Origin of the sequence: Vibrio sp. SALL6 (assembly GCF_002002385.1) — a bacterium.
GTDB lineage: Bacteria > Pseudomonadota > Gammaproteobacteria > Enterobacterales > Vibrionaceae > Vibrio > Vibrio parahaemolyticus.
The window spans coordinates 157,190-176,637 of the sequence record NZ_MQVK01000023.1 but is presented as its reverse complement, the minus strand read 5'-3'; the positions used below and the strand labels follow the sequence as shown (position 1 = coordinate 176,637).

The 19,448-nt window shown below is 46.1% G+C and carries 17 protein-coding genes; 8 read left to right on the top strand and 9 right to left on the bottom strand.

Features of this window, described 5'->3' with window-relative positions:
• Positions 1–5: 5 nt before the first annotated feature.
• Entirely contained in the window at positions 6–713 is a 708-nt protein-coding gene (locus BIW15_RS15480; protein ID WP_025558539.1) for a GNAT family N-acetyltransferase, read from the top strand.
• Between the two features lie 11 nt (positions 714–724).
• Positions 725–1,240, top strand: coding sequence for a GNAT family N-acetyltransferase (locus BIW15_RS15475; protein ID WP_021449248.1), 516 nt, complete (start codon positions 725–727; stop codon positions 1,238–1,240).
• 140 nt (positions 1,241–1,380) lie between these two features.
• Here the strand turns inward: BIW15_RS15475 and rplY are convergent, their stop codons facing one another.
• From rplY to BIW15_RS15450, 5 genes are all read right to left on the bottom strand, one after another.
• Positions 1,381–1,659 (bottom strand): 50S ribosomal protein L25, encoded by a 279-nt coding sequence (rplY, locus tag BIW15_RS15470; protein ID WP_005378066.1) that lies wholly within the window; start codon positions 1,657–1,659, stop codon positions 1,381–1,383.
• Between the two features lie 284 nt (positions 1,660–1,943).
• On the bottom strand, positions 1,944–3,293 hold the full coding sequence (locus BIW15_RS15465) for an ATP-binding protein (RefSeq protein WP_077281257.1): 1,350 nt from the start codon (positions 3,291–3,293) through the stop codon (positions 1,944–1,946).
• Complete coding sequence (locus tag BIW15_RS15460; RefSeq protein ID WP_005478918.1) at positions 3,283–3,942, bottom strand: response regulator transcription factor; 660 nt, start codon at positions 3,940–3,942, stop codon at positions 3,283–3,285. Before BIW15_RS15460 ends, BIW15_RS15465 begins: the two co-directional genes overlap by 11 nt.
• An 18-nt stretch (positions 3,943–3,960) precedes the next feature.
• A complete protein-coding gene (locus BIW15_RS15455; protein ID WP_045587737.1) occupies positions 3,961–4,386 on the bottom strand; it encodes a PepSY domain-containing protein in 426 nt (141 codons plus the stop codon).
• Between the two features lie 132 nt (positions 4,387–4,518).
• Positions 4,519–6,270, bottom strand: a complete 1,752-nt coding sequence (locus BIW15_RS15450; protein ID WP_005489009.1) for a DEAD/DEAH box helicase — start codon at positions 6,268–6,270, stop codon at positions 4,519–4,521.
• 121 nt (positions 6,271–6,391) lie between these two features.
• Between BIW15_RS15450 and rsuA the strand changes: the two genes are divergently transcribed.
• From rsuA to BIW15_RS15435, 3 genes are all read left to right on the top strand, one after another.
• Positions 6,392–7,093, top strand: coding sequence for a 16S rRNA pseudouridine(516) synthase RsuA (rsuA, locus tag BIW15_RS15445; protein WP_020840423.1), 702 nt, complete (start codon positions 6,392–6,394; stop codon positions 7,091–7,093).
• A 432-nt stretch (positions 7,094–7,525) separates the two neighbouring features.
• Positions 7,526–8,728 (top strand): Bcr/CflA family multidrug efflux MFS transporter, encoded by a 1,203-nt coding sequence (locus BIW15_RS15440; RefSeq protein WP_005462380.1) that lies wholly within the window; start codon positions 7,526–7,528, stop codon positions 8,726–8,728.
• A complete protein-coding gene (locus tag BIW15_RS15435; RefSeq protein WP_005462414.1) occupies positions 8,728–9,387 on the top strand; it encodes a DUF2913 family protein in 660 nt (219 codons plus the stop codon). Before BIW15_RS15440 ends, BIW15_RS15435 begins: the two co-directional genes overlap by 1 nt.
• A gap of 85 nt (positions 9,388–9,472) precedes the next feature.
• Here BIW15_RS15435 and BIW15_RS15430 read toward each other — a convergent pair whose 3' ends face one another.
• Genes BIW15_RS15430 through BIW15_RS15420 form a run of 3 tightly spaced genes read right to left on the bottom strand, consistent with a single transcriptional unit; the run spans position 9,473 to position 14,763 of the window.
• The gene (locus BIW15_RS15430) at positions 9,473–11,455 is read right to left on the bottom strand and encodes an MtrB/PioB family decaheme-associated outer membrane protein (protein WP_077281256.1); all 1,983 of its coding nucleotides are present in this window, start codon (positions 11,453–11,455) and stop codon (positions 9,473–9,475) included.
• A 9-nt stretch (positions 11,456–11,464) separates the two neighbouring features.
• Positions 11,465–12,445: a DmsE family decaheme c-type cytochrome gene (locus tag BIW15_RS15425; protein ID WP_077281255.1), complete on the bottom strand. Its 981-nt coding sequence runs from the start codon at positions 12,443–12,445 to the stop codon at positions 11,465–11,467.
• Positions 12,446–12,498: 53 nt separating this feature from the next.
• On the bottom strand, positions 12,499–14,763 hold the full coding sequence (locus tag BIW15_RS15420; protein WP_077281254.1) for an OmcA/MtrC family decaheme c-type cytochrome: 2,265 nt from the start codon (positions 14,761–14,763) through the stop codon (positions 12,499–12,501).
• A 452-nt stretch (positions 14,764–15,215) separates the two neighbouring features.
• On the opposite strand from BIW15_RS15420, the gene BIW15_RS15415 reads away from it, so the two are divergent.
• Positions 15,216–15,851: a c-type cytochrome gene (locus tag BIW15_RS15415; protein ID WP_077281253.1), complete on the top strand. Its 636-nt coding sequence runs from the start codon at positions 15,216–15,218 to the stop codon at positions 15,849–15,851.
• Positions 15,852–15,873: 22 nt separating this feature from the next.
• Entirely contained in the window at positions 15,874–16,458 is a 585-nt protein-coding gene (locus BIW15_RS15410) for a NapC/NirT family cytochrome c (RefSeq protein ID WP_017448669.1), read from the top strand.
• On the opposite strand, the gene BIW15_RS15405 is transcribed toward BIW15_RS15410, so the two are convergent.
• A complete protein-coding gene (locus tag BIW15_RS15405; protein WP_077281252.1) occupies positions 16,415–17,893 on the bottom strand; it encodes a DUF2867 domain-containing protein in 1,479 nt (492 codons plus the stop codon). The two genes, BIW15_RS15410 and BIW15_RS15405, sit on opposite strands and share 44 nt — an antisense overlap.
• 94 nt (positions 17,894–17,987) lie before the next feature.
• Between BIW15_RS15405 and BIW15_RS15400 the strand changes: the two genes are divergently transcribed.
• Positions 17,988–19,364 (top strand): MATE family efflux transporter, encoded by a 1,377-nt coding sequence (locus tag BIW15_RS15400; protein WP_020903931.1) that lies wholly within the window; start codon positions 17,988–17,990, stop codon positions 19,362–19,364.
• Positions 19,365–19,448: the final 84 nt, after the last annotated feature.

Sequence of the window (19,448 nt, the reverse complement as noted above, 5' to 3'; positions counted from 1 at the left end):
TAGGGATGCTTATAAAATCATCTGCGAAAACAGCAGAAATCGATTGCTCTTGGCGCAATCAGTTTGAACTCAGTCAAAAACCGTACAACGGTTATTACTATGACTCTCAATTTTGGAAAAGGTTTTCCGAACACACCGCTGTTTATTTATTCCAATCTGATGCGTTTACTCTTTTATCCTGTCCGGAAAATCTCTGGCATAAAATTAAACATTTTCAGCCGAGTGAGCTAGAGAGAAAATTAAATAACCTGCAATTATTCTGCGAATATGACGACGTCGACTATCATTTATTTAATGATAATACCTTCAATAAAGATGCTGATGTGTTCACTTTGAATATTGAATCTGACAATGAGTTGCTTGACGCATTTTTACGTAGTAACAGCGCAGAAGATATTGAGAAAGCCGATTTCGAGCTCGATAGCCACTTCTTCTATGGCATTTTAGAAGAGGGTAAATTGGTTGCGGCATTAGCGTCATATTGCTACGAAGGAAAGGAGCCATTTGAGTCGTTATCGTTACTGGTTAGCCCTAAAGCGAGAGAAAAAGGGTACGGTAAGCGCTTGCTTTCACACTTAGTGGCGGAGGTTAAAACGCGAGATCGTAAAGTGAGATACCGAGTAAATATCGAAAATACACCTTCGATTAAGTTGTGCGAATCTTTGGGATTTGAAGCTTATAACCGATTGCGCGTATTTACTCAGGATGAATAGAAAGGAAAGTAATGGGATACACAGTAAGGAATGCTGTCAGAGAAGAAGCAGCTCAAATTGCTAAAATACATGTCGATTCGTGGCAGGTGGCGTACAAAGGGTTAATGCCACAAAGCTATATAGAGCAGTTTACCATTGAGCGCCGAGAAAGGATGTGGACACGAGTTATGACGGAGCAACTGGCTCAATTGATCGTGGTTGAGAAACAAGGGGAAATCGTCGGGTTTTTAAGTTACGAGTTGCCTAACCACACCAGTGAAGATAAAACGGCGTTGGTAACGTGTTGCTATGTCTCGCCGTTACATTATGGGCAAGGGGCAGGAAGCGCACTGTTAGATGAGCTCGAAACACGTCTACTCTCTACGCCAGTAATGCAGATAAGTCTGAAAGCACTGAACACTAATAAGCAAGGGCTGAATTTTTACAAGAAGTGTGGTTTTGTGCGTACCGGGGAAGAAGAATCCGAAGTCATTGATAGCATGACGCTGACTGACCTCACTTTAATGAAGTACATTGCCCGTTCGTAAATCAAATGCCATATATAGTAAAACCCCGGAGGTGGTAAGACTCCGGGGTTTTGAAATTTTTTAGATGTCTCGGTTGGTAAATCCGATTATCTTTTATGCAAAAGGTCTGGATTTAATCCGACTAATTCCTTGGTAGGGAATTAGATACGGATGAAGTCCATGTGTTCAACTTTTGGCTTGAACGCGTGACGTTGAACGTCTTGTGGCTTAACTTTAACTTCTTTGCCATCGATAACTAGAACGATGCCTTCGTAGAATTCAGGCTTGTCCATTTGGTTTACGATGTCGTCGTGGTTAAGAACGATAGCTACTGCTGCTTCTTCACCGCCGTATACAACTGCAGGGAATTTGCCAGCGTGACGTAGGCGGCGGCTCGCACCTTTACCTAGTTCAGTACGTACTACTGCTTCGAATTTCATAGTATTTACTCTCAAATTAGTAAAAATCAAATGTTCACAATCAACAATGCGACCTTGTTGTTCGTGGTAAAGCTTGAAACAGGAACTGTTCAAGCGAGCGCGGATACTATCATTCCACTTAGAATTGGGCAACCCAAATCGTATCTAAATCAATAAAAACACATCATTTGGCGGATCCGAAGTTGATGGTTTTCATCACTTAGCGTGAAAAATGCTCGTATCGCTTCTATTTTCATCGGTTTGATTAGCGTTTACCGATGAAAAAGAGTCTTTCGTGATTCGTTTTAAGTACGGCTACGGTGCAACGTTAATGTGGCTTTTAAACCACCTATTTTGCTCTTTTCCAAAGCCAATTGGCCTCGATAGCTGTGCGCCATTTCACTCACAATATTTAAACCGAGCCCAGAACCTGGCGTTGTTTCGTCTAATCTGACACCACGTTTGATGACTTGGCCTAATTGCGCTTGAGGGATTCCAGGCCCATCGTCTTCGATAATCAGGTGGATACTATCCTTATCCTGAGTAGAGTGGACGCGAATCATGCTATTTGCCCATTTATAGCCATTTTCAAGCAAGTTACCGATCATTTCGTCGAGGTCGGTTTTTTCGACAGCAACATTCAACTCAGAATCAAGCTCATTAACTAAGGTGATGTCTCGTTCGGCATAGACTTTATCGAACGCCATTGAGATAGCATCCACTCGCTCTGCTGGATTGGCTTTGACAGAAAGGATGTTCATGGAACCCGCCATTCGAGCGCGACCTAAATGATAGTCGATGTGATCTTGAATCTGGTTGAGTGGGGCGTTTAAGCGTGCTTGCGTTTTGGGCTCTAGCGTTTGCACTTCATTTTTTAACACAGATAGCGGCGTTTTGAGTGCATGTGACAAATTACCCGCGTGGTTACGCGCACGCTCCAGTAACTCCTGATAGTGGAAAAGCAGAGCATTGAGGTCAGAAATAAGCGGCGAAATCTCTTTCGGATAAGTTTCTTCTAAACTCTTTTTATTTCCAGCTTTGAGCTCTGCCAGCTCTTTTTGAAGTTTAGTTAATGGACTCAATGACCAAACGATTTGCAAGAGAATGACAGTCAGAACGCCAGCAAACAACAATCCTAGAATTAGCCAGAGTTGACCAATAAGGGTTTGCAGTGTGCTTTTTATTGGCTCTTCGTCGATACCTACGATGATATGAATTGGACCATCGTAGTCGGGTAGATATAGCGCTTTTTCCAGAGTAATCAGTTTTTCGTCTCTTGCACCATAAGCATCTTTATCGAGTTCTTTATACTCGATTCTTTTATCCCACAACGAGCGAGAGCGTTCGAGGCTTGAGTCTGTCGATGCACTCCAATATAAGCCGCTGTACGGGCGACTAAAGCGAGGATCCGACAGTTGAGCAGCTAACGAAAGATGGCCTGTATGATCGACTTCCAATTGTGCGGCGATTTCATCCATAAAGATGCTCAGTTGGGAGCGCGTGTCGTCCACCATATAGTTATAAACTTGGGTAGGAATGGTGACACCCGCAGCAAGGATCATGGCGGTGAGCCACACAACCGCCGCCAACACCAATCGGCTTTTGATACTTAAGCGTTTTAAGGCATGCAGCGGCAGTTTGTTCTTATTCGGCATTCAGTTGATACCCTAAGCCACGCACGGTTTTGATGATTTTTGGAGCGATTTTCTTACGAATACGACCGATAAATACTTCAATTGTGTTGGAATCACGATCAAAGTCTTGCTTGTAAATGTGCTCCACAAGCTCCGTGCGTGAAATGACTTTTTCAGGATTATGCATAAAGTAAGCGACTACTTTATATTCCAGCGCTGTTAGGCTCACTGCTTGGCCTTGCCACATCACTTTTGAGGTTCTGGTATCTAGGCTTAAATCGCCTATTTGCATGACCGGAGAAGCGTTACCAGATGCTCTGCGTAGTTGGGCGCGAAGACGAGCGATAAGCTCAACCATTTCAAACGGTTTAGTCAGGTAATCATCGGCGCCTGCGTTTAGGCCTTCTACTCGTTGAGTTAAGGTATCACGCGCACTTAGGATCACGACCGGAGTGTTGATGTTTTCATCTCGAATGCCTTTTAAAACGGTCAAGCCATCGAGTTTCGGTAGACCAAGGTCGAGTACAATCGCGTCCCATTCTTCGGATGTCGCTCGGTAGAGCGCGTCAATGCCATCTTGTGATAGCTCAGGTACCCAACCGTTATTTTCCAACGTTTCGATAATTTGCTCGCCTAGACGAGGATCATCTTCGACAACAAGTATTTTCATGGCAGCGTTTCTTATTATTTAGTTTTGTGGTGGTTTTAAAGCTTTATTGAAGTTTCGACCTTTGACTTCCAGCATTTCCAATGTGGCAGCGTCATATTCGACCTTCAACACACTATTGTTGAAGAGTATTTTCAGTTCGTAAACCCATTCATTGTCATCTTCTTCAAGCTCGACTTTGATGATGCGACCATAAAGGTCATTTTCGACGGCCGCGTAAAGCTCAGAGAAGGGACGAATGTAGCCTTTTTGTACGGCGCGGTAGACCTCATCCTGGTCTTCATCAAATTCGATACGTGTGCCGGGCTTTTCGACATCTTGCAAGATGGCGTGGCCATTTTGCGTGGTGTAAATATCATTTTGCTGCGCGAAGCTTGGTGCAGAAATCAGCATCGGGGCGAGGCTGAAAAACAACGCAAGATTTTGAGAGGTCACTGGTTTATACATAGCAAAACCTTTTCTGAAGAGTTGGCAAAATTATATCTAGCTGTACATGAACAGAAAGTGAATCATCGTGTGAACTGTCGGTTCAGTCACATTCACTTTGCTCTTGGCAAACTCATTGGTGCGAATCGAGCGTTATTTAAGTTCATCTTCAAAAATCTTGTCGCGCAACTTCCAAAAGCGCCCAGACTTTCTGGCAATGACAAACTGCGGTAAACGGAAACGGTGTTGATTGGCGACGACTCGTGTAGGCGATGCTTCTTCAAACGGGCGATGTTTATCTGCAAGGTGGGGGCGCACAAACTGGTCTTTAAAAGTTTGCTTCTGTTTCTTGGTGTTTAATGACCAAAACTCATGAACTAATGCATGACCTTCGCCTTGGTATGGTTCCCCAGAATACGTGACTTTGAGCTGTGATTTGCCGTCATTTGATTTGAACACGGACAAGTCCATTTCTGTGCACTCGAAGATCAGTGCGTCTTTCAAATTCAGTGCTTCTTTTAGTTTCTTATCTGGGTCGACCAATGTTGCATCACATTCATGGCATATACGAGCGGCAATATCATTATCTGCGCCACATTCGCCGCAATATTTGGCACGAAAACGGTAGCCACAATGTTCGCGTTCGCCCGTGTCTTCATCTTCAAAGTAACCTTGGCATCGTCGGCCAAAGTGTTCGAGTAAAAAGCCATTGCTGTCCAATTTACCCCAGAAATTGTTGTTAAATCCGCAAGCAGGGCAAGGAATAGTAATGATCTCGCTGGTGGAGTCGGGTTTTGGATCTCCCACTTCTGGCTGATACAAATCGTAGCTGTTACCCGCGTAATCGAGTACCAGACATTCATTTTTACCTTCCGATAAACGCAAACCTCGTCCAACAATTTGTTGATATAAGCTGACCGACTCAGTGGGGCGCAAGATGGCAATCAAATCCACATGAGGCGCGTCAAATCCGGTGGTTAACACAGAGACATTCACCAAGTATTTGATTTCACGATTTTTGAAAGCTTGAATGATCGCATCGCGCTCTGGCGTTGGAGTGTCACCAATGACGATGGCGGTTTCGCCTTCTGGCAGCAGGCCGTGAATTTCTTGAGCATGTCGAACTGTTGCAGCAAAGATCATCACGCCTTTACGCTCTCTCGCGTATTGAATGATTTGCTCTACGATCTGAGGAGTGGCGCGTTTGGCTTTGTCGATAACCATGTCCATTTCCGCTTCTTTGTAGCGTCCGGTATTAGCGGGTTTCAGCTGCGAGAAGTCGTAAGACAAAACGGGCGCATCCATCATGCGTGCGGGGGTGAGGAAGTTTTCGTCCAGCAAGTAACGGATCGGCAGTTCGAAAATGCAGTCGCGGAAAAAGCGCGACTCTTCGGTGCGTACTTGACCTCGGGTGTGGTATTGATAAATCCATCCCATTCCTAAACGATAGGGTGTTGCCGTTAAGCCCAAAACTTTGATGCCAGGGTTGAGCTCTCGAAGGTGCGTAATCACTTTTTGATAGCTGCTGTTTTTATCGTCTGGCACACGGTGACATTCATCGATAACCAGAAGTGAGAACTGGTTTTTGAATGAGTCCAAATTGCGCACTACCGATTGCACCGAGGCAAACACCACTTGTTGGTCGGTTTCCTTTCTTCCTAATCCTGCCGAAAATATGGCGCCTTTCAAACCGTAGCCTTCATATTTCGCGTGGTTTTGTTCCACCAGCTCTTTTACGTGGGCCAAAACCAACACACGCCCTTTGGCAAGGCGTGCCAGTTCTGCAATAACTAAGCTTTTCCCAGCACCAGTTGGTAGTACGATCACTGCGGGGGTGGAATGTTTGCGAAAGTAATGAATAACGGCTTTAACAGAGTCAGCTTGATATGGACGAAGTGTGTACATGAAAATATGTGAAATTGCTCAACTATTCGAACTAGGAAGGCTATAATACCTGACTTTTATACCCAAGTGACCTTTGAACCGTAATTCGGAGATCACTTGGGTATAATTCAATGAGGTATTCATGCGTTTAGATAAGTATTTGTGTGATGCTCTGGGTGCGACTCGCAAGCAGGCAACAAAGATCATCAAAAGTGGCGAAGTGCTCGTCGATGGCGAAGTACAAAAAAGTGGTTCATTCAAAGTGCCAGAAGGTGGTGTTGTAGAATGGGATGGCCGAGAAGTCGGTGCGCCTGGGCCTCGTTACATCATGTTGTACAAACCAGCGGATTTTGTTTGTTCACACGAAGATGGTTACAACCCTACGGCCTTTGTCTTGCTTGATGAACCTAAAGTCGAAAACCTTCACTTCGCTGGCCGTTTAGATGTGGACACGACGGGTTTGGTGTTGATTACAGATGATGGCCAATGGTCTCACCGTATTACATCACCGAAACACAAATGCGAAAAAACATACCGCGTGTGGCTAGCGGATGCGATTCAACCTGATTACGTTGAAAAGTTTGCGCAAGGTATTGAGTTGAGAAACGAACGCGAAGCGACGTTACCAGCGCACCTTGAGATCGTGAATGAAGCAGAAAACGAAGTACTGCTTACTATCGTTGAAGGTAAGTACCACCAAGTGAAACGCATGTTTGCTGCACTTGGGAACAAAGTAGAACTACTTCATCGTGAGCGAATCGGCGATATCGTGTTGGATGACACTCTAGAACCGGGTGATTACCGTTATCTGACTCAAGAAGAAGTGGATTCTGTGTGGAATTAATCGTCGCTCTCGGAAATTCTTTAGTTCCTGACAGGAACTAGTCTTTTGGTAGGAATTGGCTCAGAATGACGATTCCTACCAAAATGTTTTCGAGCCTAGACAATTTCGGTATGCATGCTTAACCTCAGTGATATGCCGCGGTGTTTTATCACAGGCTCACGCATACTTTTCTCGCGAAACATCCGTTCGTAGTGAATCAATCATGCTGTCATCTTTGGTTTATTGCGCGCAATTATCGGGTGAACATGCATCGTTATCATGCGCTTTTCTATGTCGAGCTCGTCAAGGCCACCTTGGTAAACATTCGTCCTTATGATCCTCGAAAATTGAATCAGCAAAGCACTGTGCTTTGTTTTCAATGGTACGAGAAGCATCCTTGCTAGTTTCTGAAAAGAAATGGCTGATGGCAAGGACACAACTAGAGGTAAAAGAATGACAGAAAAAGCTCAAAGCGCTCCCCAATCTCAAATCAGTTTTTTACTGTTTCTTGTGCTCGGTGCAATTGGCGCACTAACGCCATTGGCGATCGACATGTATCTACCGGCAATGCCGACCATCGCAAAAGATTTGGGCGTTGCACCTGGTGCGGTTCAAATTACATTGACGGCTTATACGGCGGGTTTTGCAATTGGTCAGTTAATTCATGGGCCGCTTGCCGATAGCTTTGGCCGCAGACCGGTACTGATTTTGGGTGTGCTTTTCTTTGGATTAGCAGCGGTGGTGAGTGCGACCACAAACGGCATTGATGCGTTAACCTATGTTCGTACCGCTCAAGGTTTTGCTGGCGCGGCTGCGGCGGTCATTATTCAAGCTGTGGTGCGTGATATGTTTGACCGTGAAGACTTTGCGCGCGCAATGTCTTTCGTCACATTAGTTATTACGATTGCCCCGTTGGTTGCGCCGATGATTGGCGGTCACCTTGCGATTTGGTTTGGATGGCGTTCTATCTTTTGGGTGCTGGCTATCTTTGCTGTGGTTGTCATTCTGCTGGTGTTTTGGAAAATTCCGGAGACGCTAAAACCAGAAAACCGCCAACCACTGCGTTTTCGCACCACATTAAAAAACTACGCCCGTTTGTGTTCAAGTTCTGAAGCGTTGGGCTTGATGTTGTCTGGTGCATTCTCGTTTTCGGGGATGTTTGCATTCCTAACTGCGGGTTCGTTTGTTTATATTGATTTATACGGTGTTCGACCTGACCAATTTGGTTACTTATTCGGTTTGAACATTGTGGCGATGATCATCATGACCAGCATTAACGGTCGTTTGGTGAAAAAAGTGGGCTCTCATGCCATGCTTCGTTTTGGGTTGTTCGTACAACTTTTGGCTGGCATTGGTCTGTTCGTAAGTTGGTTGATGGACTTCGGATTGTGGGGCATCGTGCCTTTTGTTGTGCTGTTTATCGGCACATTGTCGACGATTGGTAGTAATGCGATGGCGCTGCTTTTAAGTGGCTACCCATCAATGGCGGGTACGGCATCGTCTCTGGCGGGGACGTTAAGATTCGGTATCGGCTCATTGGTTGGCGCGCTGGTGGCATCACTACCAGGTAATGTTGCGTGGCCTATGATCATCGTTATGTTTGCTTGTTCTGTGCTTTCAGCACTGTTTTATTGGACTTTAGGAAGAAAGGCGTAATGTCGAATTACACCAAAGAAATTCAAAACTTGGTTAACTCTGCTCTGAATGAACTGGAGCAGGAACATCGTTCTGGCAAGTTGGCCAATGCGCCAGTGGCGAACAACCACTATCTTGTTCGTTGGGTAACAAAAGCTCTGAAATCTCAGCGTTTTGGTCGAACGGTCGGCGATGATTTAACTCGTTGGCAAAAGGCGGGGCGTTCAAAGGGGAATGACGCTGGTTTGTTGTTTATCTTCAAACGTATTTCTGCTTTCTACGCGCAATTCTTCCCTGAAGGTGAAGATTCAAAAGTGATCAAAGACTCTGACGTCGAAGCTTTTTTGGATGTCATGGAGCAAGCAGGTTGGGAGGTTTCTACCTCTGAACAATTGGTTGGTTGTGGCAAAATCCAAATCTTCACGGAAGGTCAAAATTCTTTGGCACTGTGTGCAGACCAATGCGAAAGCTGCTTCGACGGCGAGTTGCTCGTTAAACCGATGAGCTGGTTTGTGCGTGGCAACCATGCTGAGTTTGTTGAGAAAGCAGCGCAAGCGGGCTTTATGGTGCATAAAGTGACGGACTACAAATCGATGGTGAAATACCACGGCGAGTACCTTATCTTCCCTGCAAACGAAGGTAACCAATTGGCTGAGATTCCTTTGAGCTTCCAAGCTTAATCAACTTCTCACAGCAGTAGAATTGAAATACGAAAGCATCAGGCGTTTGAAACGTCTGATGCTTTTTTGTTACGTCACTCTGTGTTTAAAAGCGATATTTCCAATAGACGCCGCCATACAGACCTTCATAGCTTTGCAAAACGTCGCCCATCGTTCCTGTTTCGTTGTTAAACAAGTAATCCTCTTCTGAGTAGTCTTCATAACGAAGGTTAAGCTGCAAGTTTTGATTTTCAGATACTTCATAGTCAGCGATGACTTCAAATCGATACGAGCTCGCCTCGTTATCAGGATATTGGTAACCACCAGATGTGGTCGAAGATTTACTGTCCGCTTGGCTGTAGCTGTAATCAAATGAGATAGAAAGTTTGTCGTCCAGCAGCCGCTCTTTACTCACACCAAAACCAATGGTTGTAATGTCATCTTTGAGCTTGGTGGTGTAGCGATTCCAGCCGACAACGTCAGAGTTTGCTTGTTGTTGCTCGGAGCGGATGATCTGTTGATTGTAAAAAACATGCCCGCTTAATCCGTCGAGTAAATTGAAGTTGAGGCTGAGGTCGTAGCCGTAATCTTCCCCTTCGCTTAAACCAATATCAGGTTTTGCATAGTCATCATTTCCGTACCAAAGTTCTGCAAGTAGCTGGACATCGTCTGTCATGTCATAACTGCCGTCGCCACGGAGCTCAATCCTCTCTTTGTCGGCTAAATAGTATTGGCGCAAATTAGGCGAGTCGCTGCTATCGTCCTGCCAATCAGAGCCATCGCGGAAAGAGTAGGAGACTTTACCGCCTAATTGCCACGGACTGTTTGGTCTGTACTGAGCACCAACAAAAACGCGTTGTTCATCGGTACGTTTTCGGTCGGCATAGCTTCGCTCGTCTTGTTTGAAGTGATAACCCGCATTCACCTTCACATCAGACGCAACACGATGCGTCAACGTTGTTTCCAGTTTGGTTTTTGTGTGGTCGTATTTTTCTCTTGTAGAGCCGATGATGGTGTTTCTATCGGAGTTATCGTCTTTGTCTGAATAGTCTGCAGAAATGGCGAAAGCTGTGTCTCGCGAAAGTTTGTTGTGGTAATCCGCGCTCATTTGCCAAGTGTTGGTTTCGCCATGGAATGTATTAGAGTTAACGGGGGACTGCGGGAATGGATTTAACCCGCCTTCAGAAGACGTCTGTGACCAAAGTAAGCGGCCACTGAACGTTTGTTGATTCAACCGATAATTCCCCGTGACAGCAAACTGGTGAAAGTCGTTGTCAGGCTCATACGCAAGGTGGTTGGCGTAAGGGTTGGTAATGCCGCCGTAATAGAGTGCGGACTTGTCATTGCGGAAAAACGAGCCGCGATACGCAATATCCACCAGCCACAAATCTTCAATGTAGCTCACTCCTACTTGAGTATTTAAGGTTTCATGATCGACGGCTTTAGGTATGAATCCCGGCGCGTTGGCGTAACCCGGAATGGTCGATGAATAGAGCGAAGTTGTGCCTTCTTTACGTTCGTGCTTCATGGATGCATATGGCTTCCATGGCGTATGTGGTGTGTACTTGAGTTCTAACTTAAACGTCTCTCGCGTCACTGAGTTTTCATATTTCGATAGGTCACCACTAACGAGTGCATCTTCTCTTGGATGATACGCACTGAGTGAGGACTGATTCCAGAAATACGGAGTTTCACTGTAGCTGCCGAGGATACGTAATCCGTCGTACTGGCCCATTTCCCACTGCAGTAAGAAGCGTTGCAAACCAAGATCTTCGACGACGATTCGATTGTAGAACCCGTCGTCTTCATATTGTTCGATATCGGCGTTTAGGCTCGCGTTAAAGTGTTTATTGTCAGAGTTTGTACCGTAAACGGGCGGATTCCAATTATAGAATCGCGAGGAACCATCGTTGTTAAGGTACCCTACGCCCGCGCTGACTTCTCCACTCCATGTGCCGTCGCTGCTGCATTCACTGCACTGCCAGCGGCTAGTGTCGGCTGGCTGAGAACGTTGTAACGAATAATCGTTGGCGTGCGCTTGCGCAGCAAAAGCAAGGGAAATAGCGATGCACAGTTGAGATAGTTTCATGCCTCCCTCCTAATAACTTAATGTTTGACCACGTGGGTGGTTAGAGCCATGCACTTGATTGTGGCAGTTTAAACAACTTCCGCCGCGCACTCTCAAGTCGTTTTCAGGAATGGCTACGTTTGCATGTGGCACACGGTGACATTCCTGACAAAGCATTGGCAGCCGTTTATTGAGCAAGGCTTTGTTCACGGAACCATGAGTTGTGTGGCAGGATGTGCAATCTTCAGTTACCGGCTCATGCTCCCATAAAAATGGGCCGCGTTTTTCCGCATGACATTCGTAACAAGCGTTATTGACGGTTGACCAGTTCAGGCTCGCTTCATTTAATGTCTGATGTGGATTGTGGCAGCTAGAACAAGTCATGACGCCGTCGATAATAGGATGACGACTGCGTTTGTGGATATCCGATTTGGTGCGGGAGTGACAATCGGTGCATTTGTCTGCTTGCATTTCGGCAACCATCATCGGATCGTCTTTTTGATGCAGTTGGTGACAGCTTGCACAAGACAGCCCTTCAAAAGCGTGCTCGCTACTATGCCAAGTCGAGCGTTTCGCATCTTGGTGACAAGATAAACACACGCTGTTTTGCTTTTCGGCCGGAACAGGGGAGTTTGGTCCAAAAGTGATCATTGGCTCACGAACTTGTCCTTTTCGTGGATTGCGCTCGTGATTGTTCGCTGGACCATGGCATGCTTCACACTGTTTATCATTCATTGGCCCATGCAGGTTTGCGGACTTACCGTGGATGTTATCGAAAATACCCGTTGCAGGTTTGTCTGATGTATCGTCATGGCAACGAAGGCAGCCATCTGGCCCGCGGCGTGAATATTTCCCCTCGGAAAACTTGGTGTCTAATATGGTTTCAATTTCTTCTTGAGTTAACGTCGCCGCTTCGGGTTCTGGCTTGGCGACATCTTCCGAACTGACGGTGAAGATGACGCCTAACCCAAGTATCCCAGCTACCAACCACCGCAGAAACATTGCTTTCATAGCTCTTCCTTTTCTTATCCTTAGTTGTCAAAGCATTGTGTTCAATGACGAATTCAACGGTAGTCGTATACCTTGTGAACCTTATCTACCCCTTGTGACTGACCAATAGCATGGCAAGTCGCACATTGTTCGGAGCCCGTTGCTTGTGCTGCTGTGTCTGCTCCAAATACCGCGCCGTGATTCAGCATATGGTTCAGAGGCGCATCTCCTGCCACGGTATCCGGGTCAGCATTAGCTAAAGATGACTCTAAGTGACACGCGCCACAGGTGACTAATGCAGGACTAAAGTATTTACCACTCGCCAGAGAAGGGCGCGTATTTTGTTGGCTAGGTAAGTTGTATTGAGCATTGGTATGGCAGGACTCACAGTTGTTGACTGCGCCAGGGAAAGACGCTTCACCGCTATGAGCGGAGCCAAAGGCGTGGAATGAGTGCACGTGGTACTTTAGATCAGCCGCCATTCCAGGATAAAACGCAGAACGTTCGGAGTTATGGCAATTTTTACATTGTTGGAAGTCGGTGGCAGCATGTGGATGCTCACCGAGCTTATGGATAGTCAGCTCTTTGTGACAATCGTTACACGATGAAATGTCCGCGCCCACTGGCAGTTTGTGTTGCTTGTTGATACCAGACACATCAAACGAGCCAGATGCGTTATTGGCGGCAATGACGAAAGGCGATTTGATAAGATCGATGCCTTCAAACGTGACGCATTCGGCGAGCTCGCCATCTCTACGGTTGGCGCAAAGTGGCATGTCGGCGATGTTAACCGTCAACGTAGAGTTGGAGATTGGCTTAATCGCAGCGTCAGTGAAGTCTTTATGACACAAGAATAGGCCTTCTCCTTGAGCCTCACAGCCGTCACCAAGTGCGCCATCATCGGCGACGTTGAGACTGTTGTTTGCGACCATCGGGCCTTGGCCGTTATCCCAGTTCAGCAACAAATTGAGGTGCCCATGTTCATTAATGAAAGGGGTCAGTTCGTTGATGGAGCCAATACCTGAGCCCGCTTTCGACACTCTTAGTTCAACCTCAAACTGGTCATCAATAAATCGCGCGCTTTCAACGCTGATTTCGAGCGAATCACGTGCCTTTGCAAGATTCTCTAAACGCATTACGTGAACCGTTTTAGCACTTCGGCTTGCGTCTTGGCCGATGATTGGATCGCCATTGTCGTCTCGGTCATAAGGACGGTGACAGCCCAAGCAGGAGTTTTGTGGCTCGCCGTTTCTTACCCAAGCCGTACCGATTTGGTTATCATGCGCGCCTCTGTCTCGGTACAAGTGACAGGTCTCACAGGCAACTTGGCTTGGGTGTTCAAACCAATTGTTGGCGTCTGATGCTTTCGCGACATCGGTTGAATGGCAGGTTGTACAGTTGCGGGCATCTTGCGGGAAAGGGTTGCCTTCAATGACTAAACCATTGATGTCGGTAGCGAGCACGTCATTCTCGTCGACAGGCTGTTTGTAAGTCTCGGTGTTATTTCTGTCGCTACCTAATTTGAAAACATTACCGTGGTATTGATGAACAACGGCAGCGAGAGGGCGTCTGGCTGGCGCAGCGCCAGGATTACTGTCATTGTGGCAAGCGGTACAAACGGCAATGTTGTTATCAATTGAGCGATAGCCGGGTCCATGATGAAGCGGTTCGCCCATATGACAGTTTTCACAGGTACCTGTTTCAATCACATTGCGGGAGACTACTGCATCTGAACTTTCTTGCGGTACCCATTCAAACACGTAGGTAAAACCATTGCCTTGCTCGCCATACGCCATGACGATTCGGTGGAGTTTATCCGCATCCCAAGCAATAAAACCATTGTTGTTAGAAGAGTCGGCAGTATAAGGATCGGACACTTTTAAAACGTCAGGAATGGCAAACGTGTAGCGATACCCTTCGTCTGTTTTTACTAGTGTTCCATCCCAAACACTCTCCATGCTGGCACGGTTATTTGTGGTATTACTTGAGTGATGGAAACTCTTCCAATAGGTATTGCCATGGCGCCCATTGAAGGTAAAGGCTGGATCGCTCGAATTTTGTGTATCGACACGAGAGGGCATTGCTTTAAGAAGTGCGATGCGAAAATCTTTCGTTTCGTCTAGCTCATGAGATCTGCCACTGCCGTCTTTGACGGTAAAATCGACCACCAGTTTGGTTTCTCCGGTTTCTTGAGTGACCAATGATGGCTCGGAAACACTGATCTCGAAATCACCAAGCGCAGGTGGTGGTGTATTTTGATCGTTTTTGCTGTCTGGACCACATCCGGTGAGCAGTAAAATAAAAAATATTAATGTAGCGATCGACTTTAAACCGTTCATAGTCCCTCTCGATTCGTCCTAAAGTAAGTGGGAATGCGTTGGAATGGTTAAATATCTCAATAAGCAATTGATTGAAATATTAATTTTGTATTCAAGCCAAAAGCAAAATATCCATATTTACATCGCTTGAATAAATCGAAATACATGGCTTGTAAGAGTATAGACGCAATATGAAATATTATTAAAATAAACCATTTTTTCTATGCGTGAATTTTAGGTTTTAAATTATTGTGTTTTTAAATCAATCACTTGCATTGAGGTTTGTTGTTCTTGAAGAGGTCGGTGCAGAAAAAGTAGGGGTATTGAACTACGCTACTTTAAATGGTTGACGGCTTAATATTTTTATCTTGGATATCGTTGGTTTTAAGTCGCGTTTATAAAATGATTTTCTTATCGTTTATTCGCTGTCTGGTTTTGATTAGCAAAGATAATTACTACGGAGTCAGTCTAATATGCACCAACTAATTAAATTATCTCTAAAATTTTCCTCGGTGTTAGCCATTAGCTCAGTTTTGGCCTCCCACAGTTTAGCGTCACCAAGTGAGCTAATTTCACAACATGAATGTGAAGCTTGTCATGGGCCAAACGGTGGGCCAAACGGTGTTAGCTCAGACACGAATATTCCGACCATCGCAGGGATTCCCGAGTTCAACTTTTTCGACCAGATGTTGCGTTACCTTGAGGGCAGACCCTCAGCTTCGGTTAATCACGTATACGGAGACACGAGCCAAAAAGGCGACATGGTGACGATAGTCAAATCTTTATCTGAAGCGCAGATTGAAGAGTTAGCAAAACATTATGCTGGGCTTGAGTTTGTGCCTGCTAAGCAGTCTTTCGATCAAGCGTTAGCGATGAAAGGTAAGGCTATCCACGCGAAAAGTTGCGAGAACTGTCATTCGGATGGTGGCAGTAACGCTCTGGATGAAGCTTCGATTTTAGCTGGTCAGCAGAAGGGCTATCTCGCCACTACGTTGCAACAGTTTAAGCAAGGCAAACGCTCCGTTGATAAAAAAATGGATGAGGCGTTCAAAGGGCTTAGTTCCGATGATTTAAACGCGCTCGTAGAATACTATGCGAGTTATCGCTAGCGCTGCTTTGGGATGAACACCAATGAGTTTATGGCGTAAACCAAACAGAAAATGGATGCTCGGCATACCAATTGGTGGCTTATTGGCGTTTATCCTTGGTGGGGCGGCACTCAGTGTTTTTCACTTTGGTATGGATTACACCAATCGCAACGAGTTTTGTTACAGTTGCCATATTGGGATGGATACGATAGTTGAGGAGTACCAAGTATCCCCACACTTCAAAAATGCTCAGGGTGTGATTGCCGCTACGTGCAGTGATTGTCATGTCCCTAGGGAGTTTTTTGCTAAAATCGCATTGAAAATCGGCGCTACAGCCGACATCTATCACAAACTGACTGGAGAAATTACGTTAGAGAACTTCGAGGCGGAGCATCGTCCGAGGTTGGCTGCTGAAGTCACACAGCAGTTTATCGAGAATAAATCAAAACAGTGTCGATATTGTCATTCCGTTGACAAGATGGATTTCGAAGCGCAAGGACGAACCGTTGCGCGTCGACATCAGATGATGGAAAGTCGAGAGCAATCGTGCATTGATTGTCATGCGGGGATTGCTCATCACCTGCCTATTTCTCTAGATTCTCCAGAGACTGTTCCTCCTGAGGAGTAATACTGATACTTTCGGCTTCTTTCGCGATGGCTTTGACCATGCCTTTGAATATGAATAGATGGGCTGGCATCATGGCAAACCAGTAAAGCAGTCCGAGAAATCCCTGTGGGTGCCACCAAGCGGTGATATCCAGTTCTCTTTCATCACCATGGTCTTTGATGGTAATTTCTAAACGTCCAAGCCCTGGGCCTTTCATCCCAAAAAACAGTGAGAGGAACTGATTTTCCTCGCAGCGAATCACTTTCCAAGAGTCTATATAATCGCCGACTTTGAGCTCCGGCCCCGGAGGAGAAACGCGAATCGGTTTCCCGCCACCAAAAAAGATGTCGAGCCATTCACGTGTGCGCCACAAAATGTTGGCAAAGTAATAGCCTTTTTCACGACTCCCGATTTTTTGAGCCACTTTCCATAAAGCCGCAGCGGAGGCTTGAGTTTTTATGCTCGCACCGGCTTGTTTAGGGTAGTAGCCATACCCCGGTTGCCATCGACGAAGTGCCGCTGGCTCAAAGCCCCAAACATTACTGCGCACAAACGTGCCTTCATCTTGGATGGTATCGGATACCGCTTGCTCGTAGCTGATCAGCGTTTGCGGAAATCGTGCTTCAATCGCTTTGGAATCGGCGATGTAGTCATGCTCTAACCCTGCGAGTAATGCTTTGCCGATGTTTGCTGGCACAGAGGTGACCAAACCGAGCCAGTACGATGCCATTTTGGGGGTAAGCAACGGTGTCGACCACAGCCGATAAGGCTTGTTGGTGATTCGGCAAATGATTTTAAACTGCTCGCGGTAGCTGAGTGTATCTGGCCCACCAACTTCATAAATTTGGCTTTCTTCTGGGGGTGATGCTTCGGCCAACTGCAATAAATAGTGATTGAGGTTGGGTAGGGCGATGGGGTTGGCTTTTGAGTCGACCCATTTAGGCGCAATCAAAATAGGTAAGTTGTAGACAAAATCTCGCATGATCTCGAAAGCGGCGGAGCCAGGACCAATGATGACACCAGCACGTAACTCTGTCACCGGAACACCGGATTGTCGAATGATCTTTCCAGTGGCTTTACGAGCGGCTAAATGGCGCGAATTTCCAGTTTGTGGCTGTATGGCACTTAAATAAATAACGTGTTTGACACGGCTTTGCTCCAATGCGTATTTAAAGTTCAAAGCAAGGTTCAACTCGTATTCAACAAAATCATCACCTTGTGCCATGCCGTGCACCAGAAAGAACACCAAATCAAAGTCATCAACTAATGAAAGTGTACTTTCTGCGTCCGCCAAGTCTAAGTAAGTCAGTGTAAGGTTGGGATGTGGGCTGGTTCTAGATTCCAAATAATCAATATGTCGAGATGACGCGGTTACGCTGTAACCTTTGTCGAGCAGTTGAGGAAGAAGTTGAGAACCAATGTAACCAGAGGCACCTAATACCAACACCTTTTTCATTATCCGTCCTTTTATTGCTGGTGGAAAAATCACCGCTGGGTATAATCATGAGACACTTTTCCCATTCTATCAATAAGTTGTCGTTGGAGTGCTCGTGACTTTTCTATCTCAACTCTCAACTCACGCAGATAAAGTCTTTTTGCGTCGATTGTTCGCAATAGCACTTCCCATCACGCTGCAAAGCATTATGTTTTCCAGCCGAAGCCTAGTCGATGTATTGATGCTAGGGCAACTTGGTGAAGCCGAAATTGCCGCTGTGGGAGTCGCAGCTCGAGCGACGTTTGTTACCACCATCATGTTAGTTGGGGTGACCACGGGTGGCGCACTGCTTACCGCGCAGTACTGGGGAGCGGGAGACAAAATTGGCGTAAGACAAAGTACGTCGCTGACTTGGATGATTGCGATGGTGTTTGCCGCGCTGGCCGTTTGTTTATTCGTCTTTTTCCCGCAGCCAATCATGGGCTTGACCACGGACTCCCAAGAGGTGATTGAGCTTGGGTCAAGCTACTTGGTAATTTCATCAGCCAGTATGTTCGCAGTGGCGTGTGTTGCCAGTATGGCGGTGGGATTACGTGCTATGCATCAACCAGGGTTGAGTACTTTCTTTAGCGGCATCGGTATTCTCTCTAACGTGTTTTTAAACTGGGTGTTGATTTTCGGCCACCTAGGCTTTCCTGCCCTTGGTATTACCGGCGCAGCAATTGCAACGGTGATCAGTGGAGCCATTGAAGTTGGTTGCTTATTTGGTTATTTGTGGTTGAAAAAACACATTATCGCCTTTGGTTGGGGCGACATTCGTGCCAGCTTAGTGTTGGACAAAATCACTCGTTTTCTTAGCTTATCTTTACCCACGACGTTCAACTTTCTCGCTTGGGCTGGAGGGCTGTTTGCTTACCACGCGATCATGGGACAAGCAGGCGTGCAAGGTTTGGCAGCGCTGTCGGTGATGACGCCCGTTGAGTCGATTGCTCTCGCTATGATGATTGGCTTATCGAACGCGGCTGCGGTTTTAGTGGGTAACCAACTCGGCGCGAAAAACTTTGAACCAGTGTATTACCAAGCTTGGGCGACGGTAATCTTGAATGTCCTGATTGCTTTCGGTGTTGCGGTACTTCTATTTTTCACCAATCAGCTCATACTCGATGCGTTCAGTGCATTGAGCGCCGAGACTCGTCATTTGGCAGAGCAGTTCATGGTGATTCTGGCACTTGGCGTCGTATTGCGCTCAGTGCCTATGATGGTCATTGTGGGGGTTCTTCGTGCTGGTGGAGATGTGAAATTCTGCCTGTATCAAGATGTGTTTGCTCAATGGATAATCGGTATTCCGCTCGCTGCGTTTGCTGCGATATATTTGGGTTGGGAGCCACAGTGGGTATATCTACTTTTCCTCACTGAAGAGGTAGTAAAGTGGTGTATCTGTTTGCCTCGAATGAAGAGCAAAAAGTGGATGAAAAACTTAATTGAAAAGTAGCGATATTGAAGCTGGTTGAAGTTTCTAATAAATCTCGTTCATAGTTTGCTTATATTTTGCAGCCGTTTCAAGTTTTTTGCTTGC

Bases quoted from the DNA above. Each gene is read 5' to 3' on its own strand.
- BIW15_RS15405 (WP_077281252.1), bottom strand. From the start codon at position 17,893: ATGAAAAAGGTGTTGGTATTAGGTGCCTCTGGTTACATTGGTTCTCAA.
- BIW15_RS15410 (WP_017448669.1), top strand. From the start codon at position 15,874: ATGAGTTTATGGCGTAAACCAAACAGAAAATGGATGCTCGGCATACCA.
- BIW15_RS15455 (WP_045587737.1), bottom strand. From the start codon at position 4,386: ATGTATAAACCAGTGACCTCTCAAAATCTTGCGTTGTTTTTCAGCCTC.
- BIW15_RS15430 (WP_077281256.1), bottom strand. From the start codon at position 11,455: ATGAAACTATCTCAACTGTGCATCGCTATTTCCCTTGCTTTTGCTGCG.
- rsuA (WP_020840423.1), top strand. From the start codon at position 6,392: ATGCGTTTAGATAAGTATTTGTGTGATGCTCTGGGTGCGACTCGCAAG.
- BIW15_RS15475 (WP_021449248.1), top strand. From the start codon at position 725: ATGGGATACACAGTAAGGAATGCTGTCAGAGAAGAAGCAGCTCAAATT.
- BIW15_RS15480 (WP_025558539.1), top strand. From the start codon at position 6: ATGCTTATAAAATCATCTGCGAAAACAGCAGAAATCGATTGCTCTTGG.
- rplY (WP_005378066.1), bottom strand. From the start codon at position 1,659: ATGAAATTCGAAGCAGTAGTACGTACTGAACTAGGTAAAGGTGCGAGC.
- BIW15_RS15465 (WP_077281257.1), bottom strand. From the start codon at position 3,293: ATGCCGAATAAGAACAAACTGCCGCTGCATGCCTTAAAACGCTTAAGT.
- BIW15_RS15460 (WP_005478918.1), bottom strand. From the start codon at position 3,942: ATGAAAATACTTGTTGTCGAAGATGATCCTCGTCTAGGCGAGCAAATT.
- BIW15_RS15425 (WP_077281255.1), bottom strand. From the start codon at position 12,445: ATGAAAGCAATGTTTCTGCGGTGGTTGGTAGCTGGGATACTTGGGTTA.
- BIW15_RS15420 (WP_077281254.1), bottom strand. From the start codon at position 14,763: ATGAACGGTTTAAAGTCGATCGCTACATTAATATTTTTTATTTTACTG.
- BIW15_RS15415 (WP_077281253.1), top strand. From the start codon at position 15,216: ATGCACCAACTAATTAAATTATCTCTAAAATTTTCCTCGGTGTTAGCC.
- BIW15_RS15435 (WP_005462414.1), top strand. From the start codon at position 8,728: ATGTCGAATTACACCAAAGAAATTCAAAACTTGGTTAACTCTGCTCTG.
- BIW15_RS15450 (WP_005489009.1), bottom strand. From the start codon at position 6,270: ATGTACACACTTCGTCCATATCAAGCTGACTCTGTTAAAGCCGTTATT.
- BIW15_RS15440 (WP_005462380.1), top strand. From the start codon at position 7,526: ATGACAGAAAAAGCTCAAAGCGCTCCCCAATCTCAAATCAGTTTTTTA.